This window comes from Ktedonospora formicarum, assembly GCF_016587355.1.
In the GTDB taxonomy this organism is placed as follows: domain Bacteria; phylum Chloroflexota; class Ktedonobacteria; order Ktedonobacterales; family Ktedonobacteraceae; genus Ktedonobacter; species Ktedonobacter formicarum.
Genome location: NZ_BNJF01000001.1, coordinates 253,918 through 278,658, shown reverse-complemented (window position 1 = coordinate 278,658; position 24,741 = coordinate 253,918). Strand labels below are relative to the sequence as shown.

Here is a 24,741-nt window from a genome sequence, read left to right as displayed (position 1 = left end):
ATGGGGTCAAGGTTTAACATCGGGTTCATTTGCCTGCTTGGGCTGAATACAAATGACTGAGACCAATGGCAGGCCAACATCACGTACTTTTCTGAGCAAGCTGTGCAACATGGCCTGATCGAGCACCGGGCCGGTTAACAATGTTTCGCCATTCTCAAGCGATGTGATGTTCAGGCCAGAAAACCAGTCGGCCCACTTGCGATCCAGATGACACTTGATTCTGATTTGATAGATCATAAGTTGAGCCTTTTCACCGCTCGAGTTGCTATCGTTTGACATGCCTTTTGACCTTTGTGTATCCGTCATCTCTACCTGCGCCACGTGCTTCATGTAGCTTCTTGCAAGGAGTATAGCTTCTCCTGAGCAGGAATAGAGAGGATCTAAAGTTATGTGTGAGGTTATGTTTTTTCTTCTCTGCGGTAGAAGCAGAGAAATACCAAAGGTATGTATGGGGAAGCGTTGTGGAATATGAACAGTTCCATGCGGGCCAAATGGCAACAGATCGGCTTATAGCAGTCCCAGCTCACGAGCTCGTGCGATCGCTTCGGTTCGCCGCTGGACTCCGAGTTTACCAAAGATTTTATGATTGTGGCCTTTCACGGTACCCAGAACCAGAAAAAGCCGCTCGCTAATCTCCTGATTGGAGAGTCCCTGAGCAATGAGACGGAGGACTTCCAATTCGCGTTGGCTCAATGGTTCGAGAAGGGGCTGGGCAGGAGGCGGAGACGAGATGTTTTCGTTCTGCTGCTTCTCGGCCTCATATGCAGTCAACAATTTCTTGATGTAGTTGGGCATTCTCCCAAGCGCCATCGATTCGGACAAGAGGGAAACCATCGGGAGACCTTCATTGAGGAAGAGGCGGATGAAACTGGCAGGTTCGGCCATTGCTAGTACATCAACGAGCAGGTGTACCGCCTGATCCTTTTCGCCATGGGCCTCTAGCGCGACCGCTTGCAGTACCATCACCTTGAGTTGCTCATCCTTCCAATCCTTTGCCTCCACCTGCTGGCGCCATGCAGAGAGTACCTTCAGTGCTGTGGATGGATCTCCCTGAGCCAGATGGACCCGGGCCTGGCTGAGAGGGAGTTCGTGTGCTTGAGCCAGATGAACCGCCGCTGTCAGATGACCCTGGCGAAGGAATGTGAGCACTTGCGCGTCTGCAATCTCAGGCATGCGAGCCACAAAGTTGTGCTGCTGCGCGGACTGACTGGCCTGAGAGAGCACCGTAGCCGCGTTGGACACATCTCCCCAGGCCAAAGAGAGGCGGGCAAGAAAGATTTCACAGACAATGAAGCGGTCAATCACCTTGTCATACTGCCTCGCCAGGTGAAGGCTCTGTTGCCCATGTTGCCAGGCTTCATCCAGATAGTTCCATTCGTAGAGGATACGGGCCAGGCCAAGATGCGCTTCGTAGATAATCTGAAGTGGCTGATCTCCCGCCAATTGCAGAACGCGTCGGTAGGTCTGGGCCGCCAGCACAAGCTGGTTGTCTGCTTCCTGTACCTGACCCAGGCCGATGGTCGCCAGAATGGTTGTGAAGATATTTCCAGATGCCTGGCTCAGAGAGATGGCTTCGGTAAGGGCCTGGCGAGCACTTGCTCGGTCTCCCTGGAACTGGTAGGCAGTTGCCAGCGTCCAGTGAGCGGTTGCACGCTCAAGCATGTTAGAGGGAGACAAATACTCCAGGGCGCGGCGCGACTGGATAAGCACGGCTTCTAGTTCGTAGCGAGTGAGAGCTAATGTGGAGCGTATGGCGGCAATTTGCCCGATAATGTTTCGGGTCGTTTCGTCATCCTCGCTGCCTTGTAGGGCAGCTTCAGCCGCCTGCAACTTCTCTTCCACGCCGGTTGTCTGGCCATTGACCACCAATAATGAGGCATACCTCACCCACAACCACGGCCTGACATCCAGTACGCTCGTTGGCAACGATTTCAGCCAATCGAGAAGAGTAGTCACCGCGCCACGAAAATGCCGGGGAATCTCCTTTTCTTCTATCAAACGCTCGGCGCGCTCCACATCATTGGCAGTAGCCGCATGATGAAATGCTTCCATCGTGAGGCCCTGGTTTTCATACCATGAACTGGCACGGATGTGCAACTCGTTCACCTGGCTTTGCGCAATTGCTGGAAAGGTGGAAATGCTTTGGTGGAGGCGCAGTCTGAGCAAATCCGCAAAGAGATGGTGATAGCGGTACCAGCGTCGCTCGTTGTCCAAGGGGATGAGGAACAGATTGGCGCGTTCGAGGTATTCCAGAGTGGCTTGCCCGCTCATAGTGGAGTCGAGCACCACGGCATCACACAAGGGTCCTGACATTCGGTCGAGGATTGAGGTGTGCAGCAGAAACTTCTGGACGCGCCCTGACTGCTGTCCGAGGACTTCTTCCATCAAGTAGTCCAGCACGAAATGGTGGCTGCCAGTGAATGATGCGATGAAACCGGTGGCATCTTCATGTCCCTGTAGTGAAAGCGCAGCCAATTGCAGACCGGCAATCCAGCCTTCGGTGCGCCTTTCCAGGGCGTCGATATCTTCGGCTGAGAGCGTGAGGCCCATCATCTGGTTGAGAAATGCGGTGGATTCGGAGGAGATAAACTGCAAGTGGATGGCCCGCAATTCGATCAATTGATCCCTGGCTCGCAGACGCGCCAGAGGTAGGTGAGGATCTTCCCTCGTGGCGATGACCAGGTGCATGTGTGGGGGCAGATGAGCGACAAGATACGCGAGGACCTGGTTAACTTGTTTGGCATCAATTGCATGGTAGTCGTCAAGGACGAGGACGAAATGGTTCGGGATGGTGGTGATCTCATTGAGCAGAGCCGTAAGTATCGCTTCGTTTGGCGGCGGCTGAGGAGATTGGAGCAGACCCAATACCCCTTCCCCAATGTTGGCCGCGATGGTCTGTAAAGCAGCGATCAGGTAAGCCAGAAACCGCGTGGGGTCATTATCCTCTTCGCCCAGGGACAGCCAGGCAACCGGTCGCTCAAGTCCCTCAATCCATTCACTGAGCAGCGTGCTTTTGCCAAAGCCAGCGGGAGCAGAGATGAGGATCAGTTTGCGGTGCAGCCCTTCGTTGAGACGCTCGATCAGCCGTGGGCGGAGAACAATATTTGGCCGAAGCGGGGGGATATACAGTTTCGTAGCTAAAATTGGCGTCACTTTTTTTCTTCCCTTTGAATAGATCAATGCCATCTGTTGCTGATGATCGCATCAGCATTCTTCTACACGAGTGGCCTGCGGAGCTTTCTCACGAAAAGCTAATCTGAGATGCGCGAACGCCATTGGCAAATCCCAGAGGCAGTATACCAGATCTAGAGCGTTTTTCCCAGATCCTGGATCATCACGCGGATTGCCCTAAAGTTTGGGTAATCTGCAGCGTCACGCATTAGGCATGAGCATTGAGACGATTGTCCTGGGAAAATAGCGCATCAGGTGCGCTTGTTCTGTTGCACAGAAATGACGACATCTCCTTTAGGGAGATATTGTGTCCATCATATGAGGCTTATCCTGGCTCCAGATGGCTAGCATGGCTTCCAGGTACTCCTCAGTGCGGATGCCACGATCCTCAAAGGGAACCCCTAGTGCTCGAAACTCTGGTTGAAGGTAGCCAACGCCAAAGCCTACCAGGACACGTCCGCCAGAGATGTGATCCAGACTGGCAATGGCTTTTGCCAGCACGAGTAGATGATGCTGCGAGAGAATAAGCACACCAGTTGCTAGCTTCAGTGTGCTGGTAGATGCGGCTACGTAGGCAAGTGCGACCAGTGAATCGAGAAAGCGTGACTCGGCTGGCATGTACCATCCTCGCTGAAGGATGTGATAAATTAACTCAAGGATGGAAATTTATGCTTCGATAACTCGCGCTCTTTGATCTTAGCCCTCTCTGCGTGGTTACTCTACTGGAAAACTCTGGAACTGGCCCCACTCGCCGGAGGCACTGTGTAGCTGGCATCATGCAATTGCGGTTGTTCGATCCCAAACCAATCGATCTGGCTGTAGGGACTGATGAAGGACAGGATGCGCCACCCCATACATACCCAGGTTCTGCTGGTTGGAGTGCTTGCGGTCGTTTCGACCGCATTGTTTCATCTGGCGCGGCCCACCATTCACCGAAACCGCCGCAAGGTGCCCTTGCCCTTTCAGACATGGGGAAGAATGCGACGTACTGGAGTGAACCCGAGATGCCAGCCCAGAGGTTGAGAGCGCTGTGATACAGTGAAAAGGCTTTCTCCGCCACTCTTCCATAGAAACGTATGAGTGTACGATTTTAAAAAACAACTTTGCACCTGTTCTGACAGTGCTCAAGAGGTAGGGGTGGTACGTGAAGTAATCGGGCGCCCGATTGCTTCACGTACCACCCCTACCTCATCGGCCTGGAAACGACTCGTATTGGACTTAATCAATCTCCAGGCAGGAGTCGGCAGGTAGTACAAGTGGTTCGGCGAAGACGAAGGTCTGGTTGTCGTCTTGCCGCGTTTCGACGCGAATGTGCTTGCCATCCAGCGTGACACGGGCGTTTGCTGGGCAGCCTGGCAGTGAGAGCTGCCTGATGTGAATTTTACCATAGGCACATGTGAGGCGAATGTGGTCTTCAGTCCACTCGAATGTACCCCAGCCGGAACCGGTGATGAAGGGAACGCGGAATTCAGGGGCTCTTTCTCGTGGCGCAAAGGAAAGCAGCCCCTTGACCGCGTGATAGGTGAAGCCACTGAGCGCCTCCAACATGGACCAACCTGCCATCGCGCGGGCGTAGTGGTCGCCACATTCAACTTCATTATAGGGATTGCGGTGTGTGCCATCATAGCGCTGACGCAGGGCGGAAAGAATGCTCAGTCCCTCATCATGAAGTCCCTCGAAGAGACAATGGACCCCCACCTGGTACTCCATGCCGGTCCAGACCTCATCACAGTAGCGCACCGGAATCTCCGGGCGTCCACCATGAGGCCAGGTACATACAAGCAAGCCACTATCCTCATCATTGGCGAAGACGCGATAGTGATGTTCAAAGTCGCGGAAACCGTGGCGCACATTGTATTGTACAATAGAGCGCAGTGTCGTTTTGACGTGTTGCTCAGGGAGAAGATAGCCCAGGTCCAGCATATGTGCCCACCATTGCCCGAAGAGCTGGTCTGCCAGGCAGCCCTCGCCAAACTGATCGGCCTGGGGCATGGTGTCATCGATGATCTGAATATAATATTCGCCATTCCAGAGCAATTCGTCATAGCGAGTACTACCACGCTCAAAACGTTGACGAACCTCGCGCGCAAAGGAGGCTTCACCCTGTTGCTTTGCTAATTCCTCTGTCGCTCGAAGCGCCGCCAGCCAGAGAGCGCCGATATACATATTGGGTCCATAGAACGCGATATCGTAGGTATTGGGCTGCTCGCCTTCCAGAACTCCATCATCATTTTCATCCCAGTGCGCTACGATATACTGGACAAGCATCTTCACGCGCGGCCAGAGGCGATCAAGCCAGGCATCCCCGGCCCCTTGACGCACCTCCCGATAGGTCTTGAGAATAGTGCCAAGCATTCCATCAAGCGCCGGATTGGTAGGACCGCCGATAGGCTCATTCCAGAACTGAGGCAGGTACAGAGGCAGTACCGTCCGATGAGGGATATAGCCTTCGGCGGACTGTGCATGCTCGAAGTCAGTTTCACGCATACTCTGCTCAAGCCTGGGGAAGAGCCGAGAGAGCGCCATCTCGTAGTTCCAGACATGGGTACAGTTGAGAGGACAGGAGCCACCATAGAGGGCATTCCACATCTGGGTCGAAGCGCCAAGCGAGCCTTCGAAACCATAGAAGCGACCATCCTCAGTCTGGAAGACTGTCGGGCTACGCATAAATATTCCCTGGGCAGCCAGTGCTTCCGCCAGCCAGGAGTCCAGTGTTGATTGGAAGATGCCCTCAGACCAGCGGCGCGAAGCATCTTCCAGACTCGCGCGGTTGTCTATGAGATATTCCGTTACCTCCAGGGCATCGGCGAAGCGTGTCGTGTAGGCGTTCCCGAGCCAGAACTTACTCTTGCCGTAGTCGCGCCGTGTCCCAAATTGATCGAAGTTAAGATAGCGGTTGGGGAAGTGCCAGCTCATAATGAAGATAATAGTGGTCGTTTCGCCAGGGGCTAGGCGGAACGGTGTGAGTAACCCGCCATTGCAGGTCTCTCCAGCAGGACTGGACCCGCCAGGCACCAATGGGCTGTTCTGACTGACCGGCTGGCGTGTAAAGCGCGTCCCCTGAGTAAAAAAAAGATTTCCCTGCATATATTGAATGAATTGCTCGGGCGTTGTCCAGCGCTCATACGTGATTGTGCCGGGAGTAAGGCATGAGAGGACCATTTGCCCCGCGCCTGGATGATCTCCTGACAGTGAGGGATTCTCCATCACAATCGATGTGTAGCGCGAACGCCGATGCACGCGGTTGACGTTGCCACCATACAGAGAGCAGCGATTGCCGGAGATAGGAGTCAGGCCATCCCAACCGATGGCGTTTTGCAGGGTCGCGCCCAGGTTTCCATGAACCTCATATGGCAGGCGGTTTCGCACATTGAAGGAGAAGAGAATTGCAGGGAGCGAACTCTTTTCGGCGTCCAGGGGAACGAAGGGTGTATATGCCTCCAACTCGACCTCTACTGGCAACTGTTCATCCTCATAGCCGATGCGAGCGAAAGGATAGGCGCCTGTGAATGTAGTACGTGTCACACCAGGGAAGCGTTGGAGCAGCATTCGCTGGTCCTCTGGAATAACGTTATCATTTACCAGTGGTGTCTGCTCCGTGGGAAGATTGAGTACCTCACGCGACTGCAAGATACGCACTTCATTGATGGGTGGTTCTCCACAGGTGGCACGAATGGCGAAGAAGCTATCGGGAACAAAGCCCAGATGATTGATCTGATTGACCATTTGCCATTGCCGCAAGCCTCCATCGCCTCCCAGGGCGATCTGTCCGCAGCCGATTCCTCCTAGCGGCATCGCTACGTGACGAAGAGTTTCTCCTCTATACAAATATCCAGTTCGGCGTTGTTCTGGATGCGTTGGTTTTGAGACAAGATCGGTCATTGTATCTCCTTACTATGTCATACAAAACGCTATCAAGTCCCATTTGGGGCAGGACCATTTCATTCTGTCATGGTGGACCCCTAGCCCGCTGTGTGGGCCTTGGGTAAGGGGCGTGCGTAGCAATCGGACATTCTCCTGATTGCTACGCGCAAAGGCTAATTATAGCCTACCATAGAACATCTTGTTTTTCAACTAAAAAAAGACTTTATTTTAAATATATTTTAAATTGTTTTTTGTTAAAAACATTGACAATTTTAAGCATAAGATGTTAAGCTGAACGCAAATGAGTCTGTCTGGCAACGAATGGCCATGAGAGAAAGCCAAGGAGGACTTATGGACAGCGAGAAATACGCTCTCTTTTCTCAACATGGAAGATGGAGAGATGTATCGCGCCGAGATTTTCTCAAGCGTGCTGGATATACCAGCCTCACAGCATTGGGTACGACCTCACTCCTGGCGGCATGTGGGACCAGTGTCGTCGCGGAAGACACGAAGCCCGCGCCCAAAGGTACGAAGATATCGGGTGAACTTACCCTGGTCTATATGGGATCGGCCCAGGATCAGGCAAGTTGGAACGCGCTATTTAATCTGTTCCGTTCGAAGTATCCTGATGTAACTTTTAAGGCCAAAGGTATTCCTAGTAGTAGTTGGGCCGCGTTCTTTGACGTCATCGCGACTCAAATCGCGGGTGGCGAGGCATTTGACCTTATTCAAGTCGCGACAGAGGGGCAGCGCCTCTTCGCCAGTCGGGGTCTTGTACAACATATCGACGCCTTTATTGAGCGCGACCAGGATGAATTGGCGGACTTCTTCAGCGACATCCATCCCAATCTCATCAAGTGGAATAAATTATCATCACCGGATGGTAAGACATACTATCTACCTGGCGAATTTAATACCATGTGCGTATGGTACAACAGCGAGATGTTTCACCAGGCAGGAATCGCCGATCCCACAGACAACTGGACCTGGGATGCATTCTTGGAGATCGCCAAAACGCTGACGAAGCCGAAGCAAACCTATGGAATCTATGTGCCTCCTGCGTATTTCGCTGGTATCATGTCCTGGTTGCTCACAAATGGCGCAAGTACCCTAAACGCTGACTGGACGCAAGCAACTGTAGCATCGCCCGCTGCAATTGAAGCCACGACGTTTATGCGCTCACTGATAGCTCAGGGGATTAGTCCATTGCCGGGCGGTGTCTTCGACAGTTTCGCGGCGATGGGCCAGGGGAAACTGGCAATGTTTGGCGGAGGTCGCTGGCCCGTGACAACAATGCGGGGCCTCAACATGATTAAGAAGCTCAAAATTGCCGCCTGGCCCCATAAAACGCAGCAAGGCTCTCCCATTGGCTGGAATGCCTATCCCATCCTCAAATCTTCTCAAAACAAGGAAGCAGCCTGGGCTTTTGTGAAATTCATTACCTCCAAACAGGCGAGCGAATATTTCGCGAGGCAGGGGGGAACGATTGTGCCGCCGCGCAGATCGGTTGCCCTGGGCGATGCCTTTCTCTCCAACTCGCCTGCTGGAAGCGAGAAACTCTACGAGGCCCTGGACTATTCAACTCCGATTCCCTCGCCGGATAAAGGGAACATTATACAGAAAGCCATTGAAGATTCCTATGCGCAACTCCTGACGGGCAACATGGACGTAGCGCAAGGGCTGAGAGATTTGAACGAGGTTATTCAAGAGAATCTTGTGTAGAGAACAAAGAGGTTATGTAATTTTCATACCAGGGAGGCAACATGTGTGCACAGGTAAACCTGGATACAACAAGGCAAACAGGGACACATGCCATTGTAGGTTCTAGTGGCGCAGGAAGAAAGCGGCGTTCGCCTGGAGAAAAGCGTGAAGCGTTGGTAGGCTATCTCTTCCTGAGCCCAGCCTTCTTTCTCTTCATCGTCTTTATCGGTGGTCCAGTCATTGCATCGATTGTCATCAGTTTTTACAAATGGGACATTCTGACCGCTCCGACTTTTGCCGGATTGGCGAACTATGCCAAGCTCTTTACGGATAAGGCCTTTCTCCAATCATTGCTCAACACCTTTATCTTCACTTTCTGGTCGATGGTGCTCCATATCGGCCTCGGTCTCTTGCTGGCTCTGGCCGTCAACCGCGCGATGCCCGCGCCATTGAAGTACTTTTTGCGCACAGCATACTTTTTTCCCATGCTTATGTCATGGGCCTCAGTTGCTCTAATGTGGAAATTCGCACTGGACCCAAGCTTTGGCTTTATCAACTACTATTTTGAGCTGTTAGGAATACAACCGCCTAACTGGCTCTTATCGCCACAATGGGCCATGCCCACGATCATCTTTGTTGATCTCTGGCGCACATTGGGCTTCACCTTTATTATCCTGTTAGCTGGCTTGCAAGGCGTTCCGGCGCATCTACATGAGGCTGCGAGGATAGACGGAGCGGGCACTTTTCAACGCTTCTGGCATGTGATTGTACCTCTCCTGTCGCCTACAATCTTCTTCACCAGCATCATGACCTTTATTGGCGCGTTCCAGGTGTTTGAGCCAATGTACATCATGACGCAGGGAGGTCCTGGTAACGCTACCAGAAGTATTGTGCAGCTTATCTTCGAGAGCGGGTTTCGCTCGTTCCAGATGGGATACTCTTCGACTATCGCGCTCGTTGTCTTTGTGGTCATTATGATGGTGACACTCATTCAGATGCGTGCAGGTCGCTACTGGGTTAATTACGATTAGAAAGGGGAAGAAACAATGGCAGTGACGTCGTTTTTTGCAACCACAAAAAGGAAAAGCCACATCACCCCGCGCCGAGTGGGAGGCTGGATTCTGAATCTCATATTGATTCTGATTGGTCTGCTCATGTTCGCACCGTTCTACTGGGTACTGGTCACGTCGATTTTGCCATCGGATCTGGCCTATGCGTTACCACCCACGTGGCTTCCAACACGAATCACTTTTGAAAACTTTGGAGAGGTCTTTAAACTGATGCCGTTCGGGCTGCTGGTATTCAACAGCCTTAAGATCTCGTGTCTCGTTACTGTTGGCTCAATTATTGTCTGCTTGCTTGCGGCATATGCCTTCTCGCGCTTGAAGTTCCGTGGCCGTGATACGCTCTTTATTATCCTCCTGGCGGCGCTGATGGTGCCTACTCAGGTGACGGTCATTCCCGTCTTTTACCTGATACGCGTCCTGGGACTGATGGACTCGCACGCGGCGATCATTCTCCCTGCGCTTATCAATGTGCTGGGAATCTTCCTGCTACGCCAGGCCTTTCTGACAATACCAAAGGAACTGGACGACGCGGCGAAGCTCGATGGAGCAGGCCATCTGCATATTCTCTTTCGGATCTATGTGCCGCTTTCGTGGCCCACGATTTCGGCGCTAGCAATCGTGATCTTCCAGGCGATCTGGAATGACTTCTTCTGGCCCAATCTCTTCCTGACCTCGCCAGAGAACATGACGCTGCCCGTTGGTCTGGTTGCCTTACAGGGACTGTATGCCAGCGGATCGCCAGCGGTAATTTTTGCCGCGATTTCTATGGTGCTCTTGCCTATTCTGATCTTCTTCATCTTTACGCAACGTGCCCTGACAGAGAGTTTAGCGACAACTGGATTGAAGAGATAGCGGAGTAGGTGCTACAATTGTGCATCGGGATAACATGTAATATGCCTGGAAAGAAAGTTTTAGGAGCAAATACACAACATGGCAACTGAAGGTACGGTAACACTGCGCGATATCGCCGAAGCCGCAGGAGTTTCAATTGGAACGGTATCGCTGGCACTCAATGAGGGGAAAGGTATTGCTCTTGCGACCAGGCAACATATTCTGGAAGTCGCTCGCACTCTGGGATATGAGCAACGTTTACCACGCCGAAGCGTCAAGGTTCCCAAGACCGTGGGAATCCTGATTGAACGCTTGCCCATAGCTCCCACCTCTGACCCGTTTAACAAAACCGTCCTGCTTGGTCTGGAGGCGGCAGCAAGACGCGAGGGCTATCGTATAGCTTTGGAGTTTGTACATCCCGATGATGGCCTGAATATGGATCATTGGACACCAGAGGTAACCGCTGGCATGATTATCCTGGGGGGGGGGGATCTCGATAGAAATCTCGTGCAGGCAGTCGTTGAGAGTCATTTACCTGTTGTCATGGTGGATCACTATATCCCTGGAATAGGCCTACCAGCTGTCGTACCAGACAACTTTGCTGGGGCTTATACGATGACCCAATATCTGCTGGAAAAAGGACATCGGCGTATTGGTTTTGTGCGAGGGCCTTCCAAGTACTGGACGCTGAGTGAGAGGTTGGCAGGGTATATGTTAGCGATGCAGCAGGAGGGCCTGGGTCCGGATCAAGAGCTTATCCCTCCACGCATTTCGAGCGGAGAAGAGAAGGGCTACGGGGAAACGCTCCGTCTGCTAGACCTTCCTGAGCCGCCAACCGCGATTTTCGCTGTAAGCGATAAAACAGCGGTTGGCGTGTATCGGGCGATCCACAAGCGGGGCCTCTCGATTCCTGGTGATATCTCTATTGTCGGATTTGACGATATTGAAATTACGCGCGTCTTGAGTCCCGCGCTCACTACAGTGCAAATACCGGCCGAGATGATGGGGCAGGTCGCCTTTGATCGGCTCCTCAAACTGAAGGACACACCCGAAGAGTCAGCCACGCTTCCGATAAAATGGTCGCTACCGACAAAGCTGATCGTGCGTGACTCGGTGCGCAACCAGCACACTGATTAAGCGTTGTTTCAGCTATCGGGTAAACCTTCGTGCCTACGTAGCTCAAGGCCCACTCAGCTAACCGCCAGGGGCGAACTGGATGCCCTGGCACAATGTGTGGCACAGTGAATGTGTCTGTCTGTCTTGCTAAAGAGCAGTTGTGGAGAGTATGCTGAAGCTTAGTGAGAAAAGTCGCATCGGTTCCAGCGTTGTTGTGCGGAACTGGGTATTCTGTAGGGACATATCCGTAGCTCGATATTTTGCAGAGAGCACCCTATGTACGCTTTCCTTTTAGAAAGGCAGAATCTACAATCATGACATGGGAAACGTATCTCGTAGAGCATCAGTCCCAATATCAGGACGAGCTTCTGCAATTTCTCAGCATCCCGAGTATTTCATCGCTGCCCGCACATGCTGTTGATGTGCAACGCGCTGCTCAATGGGTAGCTGATCGTCTGACAACTGCCGGTCTAGAACATGTGCAGATCTTAGCGACGGGAGGGCATCCAGTTGTCTACGGAGAATGGCTCCACGCGCCTGAGAAGCCAACTGTGCTGATTTACGGTCATTTCGATACCCAGCCGGTAGATCCGCTTGCGCTGTGGACACATCCACCATTTGAGCCGACAATCATCGAGGATCGCGTGTATGCTCGTGGTGCGTCAGATGATAAGGGGAATATGCTCACGCCTATCCTGGGCGTAGAAGCCTTGCTCAAGACAGAGGGAGCCTTGCCTATCAACGTGAAATTCTTCCTGGAAGGACAGGAGGAAATTGGCAGCCCGCAGTTGTCGTCCTTTATCACGAAACATCGTGATCTGCTGGCTTGTGATCTCGTACTCAGTTCCGATGGTGGTCAGTATAGCGAAGATCAGCCCTCGTTGATGCTATCCGCCAAAGGGTTGGCTGGTATGCAGATCGATGTGCGTGGCGCGAATGGTGATTTGCATTCTGGCATGTATGGCGGCGCCGTACCCAATCCCATTCACGCCTTGACTGCAATCCTCGCTTCCCTCCGTAGCCCCGAAGGCAAAATCCTGGTGGAGGGCTTTTACGAGAGTGTACTACCCCTCTCCAATGCAGATCGCGCTGCTATTGCCGCTCTGCCATTCGACGTGCAGGCGTATCAGGAAAAGATCGGTGTGACCACGTTGTTGGCTGAGCCAGGCTATACCTCTCAAGAGCATCTTGCGGCGCGTCCCACGTTGGAGATCAACGGTATCTGGGGAGGATTCCAGGGTGAAGGGGTCAAAACGGTTTTGCCAGCAGAAGCGCATGCTAAAATTACCTGCCGTCTTGTCGCAGATCAGGATCCAGTCGCCATCATTGATCAAATTGCCAAACATGTCGAGAAGCATACTCCTCCTGGCGTCCAGGTCGTAGTGCGTGCCCTTCCTGGCGCGGCGCAGCCATATCTGATCCCTGCGGAACATTGGGGCAATCAGGCGGCGGCAGCTGTGCTAGAGGAACTCTACGGCAAAGCCCCCTATCATAGACGTGTGGGTGGGAGCATTCCTGTCTGCGAGTTATTTCTGACCCATCTGGGCGCCTACACCGTTGGTTTCGCCTTTGGTCTAGAGGACGAGCAGATTCACGCGCCCAATGAATTTTTCCGTTTGGCCAGCTTCCGGCGTGGTCCTGTTGCGTACGGTAAGATTCTTCATCGTTTGGCTCACAAATAAAAAAGAAGAATTGATGTGTTTTTTGCAAGGTGCCACAACCTTTGTAAGTGATGAACGTGTTCCAGTGGCTTTGTGAAGTAAACGCAGGGGCGTTAGATGCGCTCTTGTTCAGTTGAATGGCACGGGCAGGAGGCGAGCAGCTGTAAGCGGACTTTTCCTCTGCGTGAGTTTGGGTCCGCTTACGAGCAATTTTAGTACATGTATTGTCGGAGGGCGTTGGGTTTCCTTTATCCCAGCGTGTAGATTTCCCCTCCTCTCTAGCTGGCACATTCGTCGCGGATACAAGTCATTTCTTCATGAACGTTGATAGCTTCTCCGGCGAACTTGAAGAGCAGGTGTATGGCAGTCTCGTTACTGAGCCAGCCGTGGGATAGAGCTGTGGTGAGCGCCTTGACGAGCGTATTGACCGTGCTGGCGTTCTTTCCCACTATCTATCAGTTGACCGGTTTGCAGAGAAAATGTGGCTGTGCATTGCGCTCCAGAATCGCGACCTCAGCCATGTGTAACCAACTGTTGTATTTGGGGAGGGGGAATCCCACAAGCTCGAGGAGACGGCTCGAGGGGAAGGATGCATATGGGTAAACTCTACGAGCAGCTGTAACCGCTTTTCTTGGCTCTCTCAGGAGGTCGCTTATGTCGTATCAAGAACTGCCATCAGACGTACTAAAGATGCTCACCAAATATGCGGCGCCACAGAGGTTAGTTGCTCATCTAATTATCGTGCATGATGTTGCTATGACCCTTGTGAAACAGATAGATGCGTGCTGGCCTCTGCTTGTCTATGACCGAGAAGGTGTTCTGATTGGAGCCGCAACCCATGACGTGGGGAAAATCGCCTATCCCAACGAACTGAACGGTCCCGGCTCTTACCATGAAGAGATTGGGCCGCAGCTCCTTCTGGAGAATGGCTTTCAGGAAACCCACACACGTTTTGCTCGTACCCATGGCCAATGGGACCGAGAAGCATCGGTGCAGTTGGAAGATACTCTGGTTGCATTTGCCGATACCATCTGGAAAGGCAAACGAAACGAATTGCTGGAACAAGAGATTGCTCAGCAAATTGCGAAGCAGCGTCAGGAAGAAATTTGGGAGGTGTATATGAAGCTCGACGATATGGCATGTGAACTGGCAAAAGATGCCCACAACCGAATTCTTTGGCAGGGAAAATATCCTCTCTAAGAGAACATCAAAGATAGGTAGGTCTTCGATGTTCCGCCCACTCATTTCTTGCTAGAGTGTCGATAACAGTCGTTTCTTTTCTAGAGTATCAAGAAATTCGAGGTTCTCAGGGTCCCTATCTGGACAAAACCATCCACCTTTCGCATTTCTTCCTTGGTCGCAAAGGCTTCGATCCGTCAGGGGTTCTGCAAGGTTTGCGACGAGTGCGCTTTACGTCACTCGCTATAAGCGTTGGGAATTGCACAAGTTGAATTGCTCCCAGACCACCAGTCGAAAATAGCTACAAAAAATGGTAATATGTGTCCTACAAGAGCAATCGATTGCCCTATCCCTCACGAAGACCAGTCTCCGTCTAGTTTAGGAGCTATTTGAGCATGAAATCCCAATATAGTGTGTACGTTGGCAGTTATGCCTCCTCCGATACTCCTGGCATTCATACCTTTCTTTTTGACACCGCAACTGGCAAATTGACGCCACAAGGATCTTCTTCTGGTATTACCCATCCATCTTTCCTCATCGCTCATCCCAACAGGCGCTGGCTCTATGCCGTCAGTGAGATGAATCAGCAAGAAGACGGCCAAGAAGGGAAAGTTTGGGCTCTGACTCTGGATGCCTTCGGCGAACGCGAGGTTTTTTCCCTCCTTAATAATCAGGCCAGCGGTGGTGATGCGCCCTGTCACCTGGCGCTTGATGCCAGTGGCAAATGGCTCGTTGTCTCCAATTATGGCAGCGGCACTGTTGCCATCTTTCCCATTCAGCCAGAGGGCAGCCTGGGCCCAATGAGCGACCTTGTTCAGCACCACGGGCGCGGACTACATCCAGCCCGGCAAGAAGGCCCCATGCACATTCGGCTATCTTTGCGCCTGATAATCGTTTTCTCATCGTGGCAGATCTGGGCATTGATCAACTAATAATCTATGCCTTTGATGCAGCCAAAGGGACAGCACACGCGCACTCCCAGGTACACACTCGGCCTGGAGCAGGTCCTCGCCATATGGCATTTCACCCACTGCGCCCACAATTTGCCGTTGCTTGTGAATTAGACAACACTGTTCTCATCTATGACTACACCACTGAGGCAGGTCATGTGGAGTTGCTCCAGGTCCTCGAAACAGTACCAGTACATGCTCCTGAGAATGCAGTCGCCGATATTCACTTTGACTCCGCAGGCGAACGGCTCTATGTTTCTAATCGTGGGCATAACAGCATAGCAGTTTTTGTGATCGGCCCAGACGGTCGCTGGCAGCGCTTGGCTACTGAATCCTCGGGTGGCAATTGGCCGCGTCACTTTGCTGTTGCTCCTGATGGACGGTTTTTACTGGTAGCAAACCAATATAGTGGTGAGGTCACGGTTCTCCCTGTCGTGGAAGGCACACGCGCCCTTGGGGAACCAATGACGAGCGTTACCGTTCCAGGCGCATCATGCGTGCAACTGATCAGTTGAGAACGCGCAGGCTAATATGCAACGGTCCTTCATTAAGGTAGAGAACATTGCTCTAAGAGCAATATCATATCTGCTTCCAGGTCTTGCACTCCAACAGGGCACAAGGCCTGGAAGCAGATATGATGGATCTGTGTGGGGAAGGAGGGTCATAAGCTGGGGCTCATCATTCGGAGGCGAGTCTCACGGGATGCGCGCCAGAGGCCTCTAAAGGGATGCCATCCTATTTTCGATTGAGTTCTTCTCCTTTGATGAGGTGTTCTGGCAGAACAACTTTGATTTGACAGAGATTGCGCTGTTTCCTATACTCTCTTAAGAGCTCGCATGAACAGCGCTCAGACCCATTGCATTCAGGAGTGTAACCATAGCATGATATGAAGGGGCAGGCATATGACGACAGAGCCACCAGAACCCGATATTACCACGTTTCGAACTGACCGTACCGGCATTCGCAAGGTATTGGGCGATTTGGAAGCAGAAATCATGGAACTGATCTGGGCTCGTTCTCCTGAGAAGGGGGTCCTCGTTCGAGATATTTTTGAGCCTTTGTATGAACGGCGACGTCTTGCCTACACGACAGTGATGAGCACGATGACACGGCTAGCCAAGAAACGCTTACTTCGGACTGAAAAGAGAGATGCTGCCTATGTCTATTATCCTGTCATGTCTCAGCAAGCCTTCATTGAGAGTTTTGTGGGTCGTATTTTAGAAGACCTCTACGTCAATTTCTCTGGGGAAACATTTGAGCACCTGAAAACGTTGCAGTCTTCACAACATGCTTCACATATGCGCGAACAATTAGACGATATTTTGCAACAGCGAGCAGAAGAGGAGGAGGAACCTGACTGATGCATACGGTGTTAAGCCTGATCAGTCTACTATTGGTGGTGGGGAATACATTGGTGTTGCGCTACACACTCAAACATGCGCAGTCCTGGCTCCAACGACAGTGGTTACAATTGAGCATCTTGCTCTTGCCGTTTCTGCTCCTTGCCATCGGAGTAAGTGGATTACATCATATACTGGGTGCATGGTGTATGCTTCCTACATGGGATGTGCTCCTCGGGATTGACCTTCCTCTTCTTGTTGCCGGGGTTGGTTGTGCTGCTATGGGGAGACGTGCGATTCATCTGCTGCGTATCAGGAAACAGGCTACCCAGGTTGGCTCTCCTGCCCCCCCTGTGCTGCAACAATATCTTCATCGACTGGCGAAGCAACGAGGGATCGCCTGCCCTCGCCTGCTTCTGTGCATGCTCTCCTTTCCCGTTGCCCTGACCTATGGCGTTACTCGACCCGTGATTCTCCTCTCAACCTGGATGATAGAATATCTAGATCCTCAGGAGATCGAAGGTGTTCTTGCTCATGAGTTGGAGCATGTGGTACGCCATGATTATCTGATACTCTTTCTTGCGACCCTGCTTCGTGATGCCTTCTTTTTCCTTCCCTGGCAAAAGACCATGTATTGGCAGATGCATCAGGAAAAGGAGTTGGCCTGCGACGAAGGCGCCGCCTTTACGACACGCCGTCCTCTAGCTCTCGCCTCGGCCCTGCTCAAAGTCAATTTATATGCGCTTGAGCAGGCGTCTCAAGGGAAATGCCTTGAAACGTTGCCATCCTTTGCAGATGAGCAAACGATTATAGAACAACGAATCGCGAGATTGCGCCACTGGAAGAAACAGTTGGGTGCTCAAGATGGGTTGGCACAAGCATTCCAGGAGCGGCACCTCAATCTGAGATGGCGTGTGAGCTTTGTCATCTTTTTTGCCCTTCTGGGGACAAGCCTGTGTGTCCTTGTCTTCTACAGTGTGCAATGTGCACTAATGCTCTAGATTGCTGCTTGCAAGAAGGGCATATTCCAACCGCACTCTCTCTCCTACATTTGGAATCTGATTCCCCGAAACATCTTCTATTATTGACATGCGTACTATTGACGATAGTAGAATGGATTTTTATAATATTCCTATCGGCGGAAGAATGCCAAGAAAGACAAAAAACAAATCTTGAGCTTGTTGATTGAGACCTGTACCGGACAATAAAGGATAGAGGGTGGTTATGAAGAAAAATATAGGACTTTTCGTGATTGTTTCCCTGTTCATTATGCTCGTGCTCGCCGCATGTGGGGGAACGTCATCAGGTGAGGGCAGTATGACTGGTATGGATCATTCCGGCATGACCAGTACAGCAACTGCGACGACAACGACGGGAAATGATCCCATGACCGAGAGTCTGAAGCCGTTGAGTGGCAAAGACTTTGACATCAAATTTTTGCAAGAGATGATAGTGCATCATCAGTCCGCGATTGATATGGCAAAGTTGGTTCCTTCGCATACCAAACGCCCAGAACTCATAACCCTGTCGAATAACATTATTACAGCGCAGAGCAAAGAGATCGATGAAATGAAACAGTGGCTGATTCAATGGTATAATGAAAAACCACTCACCGATACTATGAGTGTTCCTGGAATGATGAATATGATGGGGGCTATGGATCAACTCAAGAACGCGAAGGACGCAGCGTTTGATAAGCAATTTACCGATATGATGATTGAGCATCATCAGCAAGCCATCAATATGGCAAACCTGATTCCTCAGAAAACCCAGCGTGTCGAGCTGAAACAACTGGGGCAAAATATTATAAAGACACAGTCCCAAGAGGTTCAGCAGATGCAAGACTGGCAGAAGGCGTGGTTTTAGACTCTCCATTATTGCAAACTCATCTCTTTGAAGGCTACGAGTATCTATTGGCCTCTTGAAAACATATCCGCCTCTTCCTCATCAAAGGGAAGGGGCGGATGTGTTTTCTGTTGAAGAAATGAAGTTATTCGCCTTATTTGCTTAGGCTAGCCGCAGTTGTCGTAGGGTTTGGGCATTGAGCGCGACAATGATGGTTGAGAGCGACATGAGCACCGCTCCAAAGGCTGCCGGAAGCACAAACCCAATTGGGGCTAGGACACCTGCAGCGAGAGGTAGGGCTATCGCATTGTAGCCGACTGCCCAGGCAAGATTCTGGATCATCTTCCTGTAGCTCGCTTTGCTCAAGGTGATAATACGTGCGATATCGCGGGGATCATTCTTGACCAGGACAATGCCAGCCGAGGCACGCGCCACGTCCGTTCCCGCCCCAATAGCAATTCCCACGTCAGCTTGCGCAAGGGCTGGCGCGTCATTGACGCCATCACCCACCATCGCTACCTTCGCCCCAGTCTGCTGTAAGGCGATAATCTTCTCGCTCTTGTACTCTGGGAGCACCTGGGCAAAGACTTCTTCAATCCCCAGTTCAGCTGCAACCCAATTGGCAACTTCATGTGAGTCCCCTGTAAGCATAGCGACGCGTATCCCCTGTTGCTTGAGCGAGGCAAGCGCTTCCCGACTCTCTGGCCGTATGACATCCGCCAGCGCAAACGCTGCCAGTACGTTTTGTTGTTCAACTAAGTAGACCACAGTCTGCCCACGCCGCCCCCACTGCTTGACCTCCTGGGACAGATCAGCGGGGAGTTGAATCTCATCCTGTTCGAGCAAACCCGGTCCGCCCACTTTCAAGATTCGTCCCTCAATCTGCGCCTGCACGCCTTTACCAGCAAGTGCCTGGAAATCGGTCGCAGTTGGAATGGAAAGATGCTTTTCCTGTGCCGACCTCACCAGGGCGCGAGCAATGATATGTTCACTATCGTGTTCAATGGCGGCGACCAGCGCAAGGGCCTTCTCCTCACTGCTGCTACTCGTTGTGCGAAGTGCCACCAGCCCCTGTTCGCCTTTCGTGAGCGTGCCTGTTTTGTCGAAGACCACGACATCCAGGAGTCGGGCCTGTTCGAGTGCCAGTCGGTCGCGCACCAGGATACCATGACGGGCGGAAAGCGCTGTGGAGATGGCAATCACGAGCGGAATCGCGAGCCCAAGTGCATGCGGGCAAGCGACCACTAGTGTGGTGACCACTCGCTCCAATGTGGCATCATTGAACCCCTGCACGATTGTCCAGGCAATCAAGGTCACAAACGCAACTCCTGCGGCAATGAAGGTCAACCAGTAGGCTGCGCGGTCCGCCAGAGCTTGGGCCTGGCTACGACTCTGCTGAGCCTCCTCAACCAGGCGCATAATGCCTGCGAGCATCGTTTTATCACCTGTATGTGCAACCTGGAGTCTGAGCGATCCGCTTCCATTCACCGTTCCAGCAATGACCATATCGTCTGGGTGCTTATGAATAGGGCGCGATTCCCCGGTGACCATGCTTTCATTCACCTGACTCTCGCCCTCAATGACCCGTGCATCAGCGGGAACCTGCCCACCAGGGCGAACCAACACAAGATCGCCCTCTCGCAACTGGCTCACAGGAACGCGTTCAATCTCCCCATCAACAATGCGTTCGGCCATATCAGGAAGCAGTTTTGCCAATTCTTGTAATGCGCTTTGTGCACTTCCAATGGCTCGCATCTCCATCCAATGCCCCAACAACATGATCGTCACCAGGGTTGCCATCTCCCAGTAGAAGTCCATGCCCTGGACCAGATGTAAGGTTACGGCCAGGCTATAAAAGTAGGCGGTTGAGATCGCGAGTGAAACCAACGTCATCATACCCGGCTTTTTGGCTCGTACTTCTGAGAAGGCCCCACTGAGGAAGACCCAGCCTCCATACCAGAAGATGATGCTTCCTAACACCGGAGCGAGCCAGGTCGCTCCGGGGAAGGATGGGATTTGTAAGCCCACGGCCATAGACAACATGGGTGCTGTGAGAACAACAGGAAGAGTCAGGATCAGTGAGATCCAGAAGGGGCGCTTGAACATGTCTGCATGATGTCCTGCATGATCTCCGTGCTCGGTATGGCCCGCATGAACTTCATGCTCACTGTGCGCCCTCTGGCCTTCAATGCGTCCAACATACTTAGTATTTCTGATATGCGCAGCATGCGCTGTATGATCCCTTTCCTTCCCATGTTCTCTATGCTCGTCATGAGCACGCGAAGGAGAGGCATGTCCATCACGTTCCAGATGCGAATGATGGTGGTGTTCCTGATGTTTACTGTTCCCAGGCTCAGGAGTAGATGTCTCATGGGTTTCATGCTCGGGTACATGATTCATGGTCAAGCTCCTTTTACAGACATTCGATTTCTACCATGTGTTGTACCCACGCGCCTGCCCTTCAATATGGCACAATCGCGTGAGTACATTCTTTTTCTCGGTATCATATGCTGCTGTCATCACCTCTTCAGAAGTATGCCAGGAGTGGAATGTAGTGAGTGAGGGATTATCAGCAATTCTGTTCTGCTGGTGTATTCTCGCTTTGCTCTGCCCATACTCAGGAGAGTGAGGTAGTGTGCAGCGAAAAAGTTTCTGCGAGAACCCAGAGAACAGTGGTTGAGCCTTCACTTAAAGAGGAAGCACTTGCCCTTCGGCTGCCTCCTCAGTAGCAATTAGATCAGAGGAAGAGCTTTCCCTTTAGAAATTCCAGGTCGTTTGGCAACAGGATATCCTGCGTCAGCAAGGGCAGATTCGATGCCTGAACGTGGTACCGCTTCTGTATCAGTAGTCAGCCGAACTGTTTTTGTTGCGAGATCGACCTGAACATTCTGTGTTCCGGGTAAGCCAGCGAGCGTCTTTGTAATTGTTTGCACACAATGCTGGCAACTCATGGCTGGTATATTCAACGTGATTTCTTGATCGTTTATCATGGTCACAACTCCTCTCACAAATATCCTCTCCATATCAGCCCTCAAGGGTGAATGAGCGTTAAAGCACAATGTAGATATTTCCCTTATGGAAGAGGATCTCACTTATCCTCACGCAGTTAATTTCCTGATCAGTGTTTCTTCTCAATGAGAAAATCTCTCTCATTGAGAAGATGTCATCGGTGTCATAATTCATTAGATGCGCATGGCGCAAAAAATGCTGCTTTTATCACTCCGTCTACAGCTTTCGCATTTTTCTTCTCTGTAAACCGTACCCCCATGGGTGGGGTACGGAAAGTATAACATACCCTAGCGGGGTATTGTCAAGATTCTTCCTGAAGCGAAAAGTGCTTCGCTCTATGAGTGATATCATAGGCAACGCTCACATCGTTTGTTACCAACAGGCTACTATTGCCCTCCATGTGAGCCTCCAACGTTTCGCCCAATGCTAAGAAGAGGCTGAGAAAATTAACACATCCATTACATGTTCCTGTGAGAAGCACTCGTTTCTCTACTTCATATCCACTTTCTTAACCAATTTCGCTCTATCTTGGTCACCACTTCTCAACCATTGCATCAGTATATTTAAGTGTGGTGCTTGCTGTTCCTCACATGCATGCCTTCTGCACGGTGCCAGCTTTTTTATGTATATCTCATCTTTATTGTTTGTTGGCAGAGAAGGGCCTCAACCCATTCATCTGTCTTTTTGGTCCGTTGTCTAGCGCACAGGACGCGTCCACCAGGACGTAAGCACTGTACAGGGAGAGTACATTTCTATGCAACGCAGATTACGACCACTCTGGTTTGCCGCAAGCAGTCTGACGCTTCTCTTGACACTCCTCGCTACCGTCTTTATCTATCATGCTGAGGCTCACGCTTCAACGACTCCAGGGGGAGGAGCGATCGGCAAGCCGTTTATCCGCCAAATCACAAGTTCCACCACTACTCAGTCTCAGCCTTCCACACCGGGCAAGGATACCAAGGTGCAAAATCCGGAAATACGCGATGAACCGGAAGGTGATGATGGAGAGGACGCTATTGCCCAGAATCAATCTCGCCTTGCCCCCAATGGGACATCCTGGAAGGGGACGAATCGGAGCATTGCCCCAACTAGCAAACAAAAAGGATGGAGTGTTGCCACCCCTGCACACAAAAGCTCCTCCTATGGAACCCTTAAAACAAGCTTTGATGGCTTAACGCTTCGCCAACAGCGCCTTGCTAATAACGGCAATCAGTTCACCGTTGAGCCGCCGGACCAGGGCCTGTGTGTCAACAGCAATTTCGTCCTGGAAACGGTCAATGATGTTCTCAATATCTATGACCAAAGGGGACATGAGGCGCTGGGAGTCACTGACCTCAATACGTTCTATGGGTATTCACCCGCGATTACCCGTACCAGCACACCTCCTACCTTTGGGCCTGCCATCACAGATCCAAGCTGCTACTATGATCATGAGACCAATCGCTGGTTCCATGTCGTGCTTACCCTCGACGTCGATCCTGCGACCGGTGACTATTTGGGCAGCAATCACCTCGATATCGCTGTCAGTAAAACTGCTGATCCACGTGGGAAGTGGACCATCTACCGCCTGCCTGTACAGGACGATGGTACTGATGGCACCCCCAACCATCAATGCGATGGAGGTCCCTGCCTGGGAGATTATCCGCATATCGGGGCAGATGCCAATGGCTTCTATATCACTACCAATGAGTTCCCATTCTTTGGTGATGGATATCATGCCTCGCAGATCTATGCTTTCTCCAAGCAAGCACTTGTCCACAATGAGAAAACCGTGACGGTGGTGCAGTATGATACCTTTAACTCGGTCAATGGCAATCCTGCCTTCACCGTTTGGCCTGCCTTCTCGCCAGATACTCAGTATGCCCGTGAGCGCAATGGCACCGAGTACTTCTTGAGTACGGATGCGGTTCTGACAGATAGCGGCACTTCAAGCAATCTGATAACCTGGGCATTGACCAATACCCATACGTTACGCAACAAACAACCTGCGGTCTCACTCACCTTCAGTATCCAAACGGTCAAGCCCTATACAGTTCCTGAGCGTGCCCCACAAAAGGCTGGGAACTTCCCACTGGGACAGTGCCTCAACGACGCAGCCTGTGCGACTGGAGTACTCGGGGGCCCCGATCCCTTTGTTCCTGAAACGATCGGGCCACTTGATAGTTCTGATACGCGTATGCAACAGGTCATGTACGCGAATGGGCGCATCTGGGGTGCGATAAATACGGCTGTCACTATCAACGGGCAGACCGAAGTTGGAGTGGAGTACATTATCGTCAAGCCACAACAGGGGGGTGCACAACCACAGTATCAGGTAGAGAAGAGCGACTACTATGCGGCCTTTGGCGCGAATCTACTCTACCCAGCCATTGGCATTACCAGTTCAGGAAAAGGAGCCATCGCCTTCACGCTGGTTGGTCCCAATGACTACCCAAGTGCCGCGTTCGCACTGGTTGATCGCAATGGCATCGGCCCAGTGCGTATTGCAGCCGCAGGAAAAGGACCACAGGATGGGTTCTCCGAATACAAGGCATTTGGCAATCCTCCTCGCCCACGATGGGGGGATTATGGAGCAGCGGTTCCGCTGGGAAACAGCGTTTGGATCGCTTCTGAGTATATCGGGCAATCTTGCACGCTGCAACAATACCTTACCGATACAACTGCGTCACCGCTTTACACTTGCAATAAGACACGTGTCGCGTTAGGAAACTGGTATACACGCATCAGCGAAATCCATACCTAGACCTTGCGAGGCTGTGTTGCTTGCACCATGATGTAGCGATGAGGCTCCAGTACTGGAGCCTCATCTTTTCTCCCCTCTGAGAAGAATTTCCGCTCTCTTCAAACGCTTACCACTCGTTCTGGGATGACGGGCAAGCGTGTCAGCCCACACATTTTCCGTCACTCTTTTTGCTATCTGGTGTCGGGGAATGACCCTTTCAACCTTCAGGAATTACTGATTGTAATTTGTGTATAAAAGTCAGGGTTTAATCCGTGGGGTGTTTGT

Annotated in this window: 17 protein-coding genes and 1 pseudogene; 12 read left to right on the top strand and 6 right to left on the bottom strand. The window is 51.8% G+C overall.

The genetic code is table 11. The features are described from left to right. Nucleotides 1-6: 6 nt before the first annotated feature. The 3 genes from K3T82_RS01180 to K3T82_RS01170 all read right to left on the bottom strand — a co-directional run bounded on the left by K3T82_RS01180 (nt 7) and on the right by K3T82_RS01170 (nt 3,789). The gene (locus K3T82_RS01180; protein ID WP_236030926.1) at nt 7-237 is read right to left on the bottom strand and encodes a hypothetical protein; all 231 of its coding nucleotides are present in this window, start codon (nt 235-237) and stop codon (nt 7-9) included. 270 nt (nt 238-507) lie between these two features. Further along, a complete protein-coding gene (locus tag K3T82_RS01175; RefSeq protein WP_220191677.1) occupies nt 508-3,153 on the bottom strand; it encodes a winged helix-turn-helix domain-containing protein in 2,646 nt (881 codons plus the stop codon). Nucleotides 3,154-3,465: 312 nt separating this feature from the next. Continuing rightward, on the bottom strand, nt 3,466-3,789 hold the full coding sequence (locus tag K3T82_RS01170) for an LLM class flavin-dependent oxidoreductase (RefSeq protein ID WP_220191676.1): 324 nt from the start codon (nt 3,787-3,789) through the stop codon (nt 3,466-3,468). 158 nt (nt 3,790-3,947) lie between these two features. Here K3T82_RS01170 and K3T82_RS01165 point away from each other — a divergent pair, with 158 nt between their 5' ends. Beyond that, the gene (locus K3T82_RS01165; protein ID WP_220191675.1) at nt 3,948-4,205 is read left to right on the top strand and encodes a hypothetical protein; all 258 of its coding nucleotides are present in this window, start codon (nt 3,948-3,950) and stop codon (nt 4,203-4,205) included. Nucleotides 4,206-4,389: 184 nt separating this feature from the next. Here the strand turns inward: K3T82_RS01165 and K3T82_RS01160 are convergent, their stop codons facing one another. Then, nucleotides 4,390-7,053: a GH116 family glycosyl hydrolase gene (locus K3T82_RS01160; protein WP_220191674.1), complete on the bottom strand. Its 2,664-nt coding sequence runs from the start codon at nt 7,051-7,053 to the stop codon at nt 4,390-4,392. Nucleotides 7,054-7,386: 333 nt separating this feature from the next. On the opposite strand from K3T82_RS01160, the gene K3T82_RS01155 reads away from it, so the two are divergent. The 10 genes and pseudogenes from K3T82_RS01155 to K3T82_RS01105 all read left to right on the top strand — a co-directional run bounded on the left by K3T82_RS01155 (nt 7,387) and on the right by K3T82_RS01105 (nt 18,746). Then, nucleotides 7,387-8,757 carry an ABC transporter substrate-binding protein gene (locus K3T82_RS01155; RefSeq protein ID WP_220191673.1) on the top strand — a complete coding sequence of 457 codons (1,371 nt, stop codon included), beginning with the start codon at nt 7,387-7,389 and terminating at the stop codon, nt 8,755-8,757. 41 nt (nt 8,758-8,798) lie between these two features. Further along, nucleotides 8,799-9,767: a carbohydrate ABC transporter permease gene (locus tag K3T82_RS01150; protein WP_220191672.1), complete on the top strand. Its 969-nt coding sequence runs from the start codon at nt 8,799-8,801 to the stop codon at nt 9,765-9,767. Between the two features lie 15 nt (nt 9,768-9,782). Then, nucleotides 9,783-10,655 carry a carbohydrate ABC transporter permease gene (locus tag K3T82_RS01145; protein ID WP_220191671.1) on the top strand — a complete coding sequence of 291 codons (873 nt, stop codon included), beginning with the start codon at nt 9,783-9,785 and terminating at the stop codon, nt 10,653-10,655. 78 nt (nt 10,656-10,733) lie between these two features. Further along, nucleotides 10,734-11,771 (top strand): LacI family DNA-binding transcriptional regulator, encoded by a 1,038-nt coding sequence (locus tag K3T82_RS01140; RefSeq protein ID WP_220191670.1) that lies wholly within the window; start codon nt 10,734-10,736, stop codon nt 11,769-11,771. Between the two features lie 293 nt (nt 11,772-12,064). Then, the gene (locus K3T82_RS01135) at nt 12,065-13,432 is read left to right on the top strand and encodes a dipeptidase (RefSeq protein WP_220191669.1); all 1,368 of its coding nucleotides are present in this window, start codon (nt 12,065-12,067) and stop codon (nt 13,430-13,432) included. A 633-nt stretch (nt 13,433-14,065) separates the two neighbouring features. Further along, nucleotides 14,066-14,611: a hypothetical protein gene (locus K3T82_RS01130; RefSeq protein ID WP_220191668.1), complete on the top strand. Its 546-nt coding sequence runs from the start codon at nt 14,066-14,068 to the stop codon at nt 14,609-14,611. A gap of 374 nt (nt 14,612-14,985) precedes the next feature. Next, nucleotides 14,986-16,055, top strand: a pseudogene (locus tag K3T82_RS49755) (lactonase family protein). A 387-nt stretch (nt 16,056-16,442) separates the two neighbouring features. Further along, complete coding sequence (locus K3T82_RS01115) at nt 16,443-16,901, top strand: BlaI/MecI/CopY family transcriptional regulator (RefSeq protein WP_220191666.1); 459 nt, start codon at nt 16,443-16,445, stop codon at nt 16,899-16,901. Further along, nucleotides 16,901-17,881: a M56 family metallopeptidase gene (locus K3T82_RS01110; protein WP_220191665.1), complete on the top strand. Its 981-nt coding sequence runs from the start codon at nt 16,901-16,903 to the stop codon at nt 17,879-17,881. The genes K3T82_RS01115 and K3T82_RS01110 overlap by 1 nt, the downstream gene beginning before the upstream one ends. Before the next feature lie 223 nt (nt 17,882-18,104). Then, complete coding sequence (locus tag K3T82_RS01105) at nt 18,105-18,746, top strand: DUF305 domain-containing protein (protein ID WP_220191664.1); 642 nt, start codon at nt 18,105-18,107, stop codon at nt 18,744-18,746. Nucleotides 18,747-18,887: 141 nt separating this feature from the next. Here K3T82_RS01105 and K3T82_RS01100 read toward each other — a convergent pair whose 3' ends face one another. Together K3T82_RS01100 and K3T82_RS01095 are read right to left on the bottom strand one after the other, a co-directional pair. After that, entirely contained in the window at nt 18,888-21,125 is a 2,238-nt protein-coding gene (locus K3T82_RS01100) for a heavy metal translocating P-type ATPase (protein ID WP_220191663.1), read from the bottom strand. A gap of 332 nt (nt 21,126-21,457) precedes the next feature. Next, entirely contained in the window at nt 21,458-21,715 is a 258-nt protein-coding gene (locus K3T82_RS01095) for a heavy-metal-associated domain-containing protein (RefSeq protein WP_220191662.1), read from the bottom strand. 773 nt (nt 21,716-22,488) lie between these two features. Here K3T82_RS01095 and K3T82_RS01090 point away from each other — a divergent pair. Continuing rightward, nucleotides 22,489-24,477, top strand: a complete 1,989-nt coding sequence (locus K3T82_RS01090; RefSeq protein ID WP_220191661.1) for a hypothetical protein — start codon at nt 22,489-22,491, stop codon at nt 24,475-24,477. The last annotated feature ends 264 nt before the right edge of the window (nt 24,478-24,741 follow it).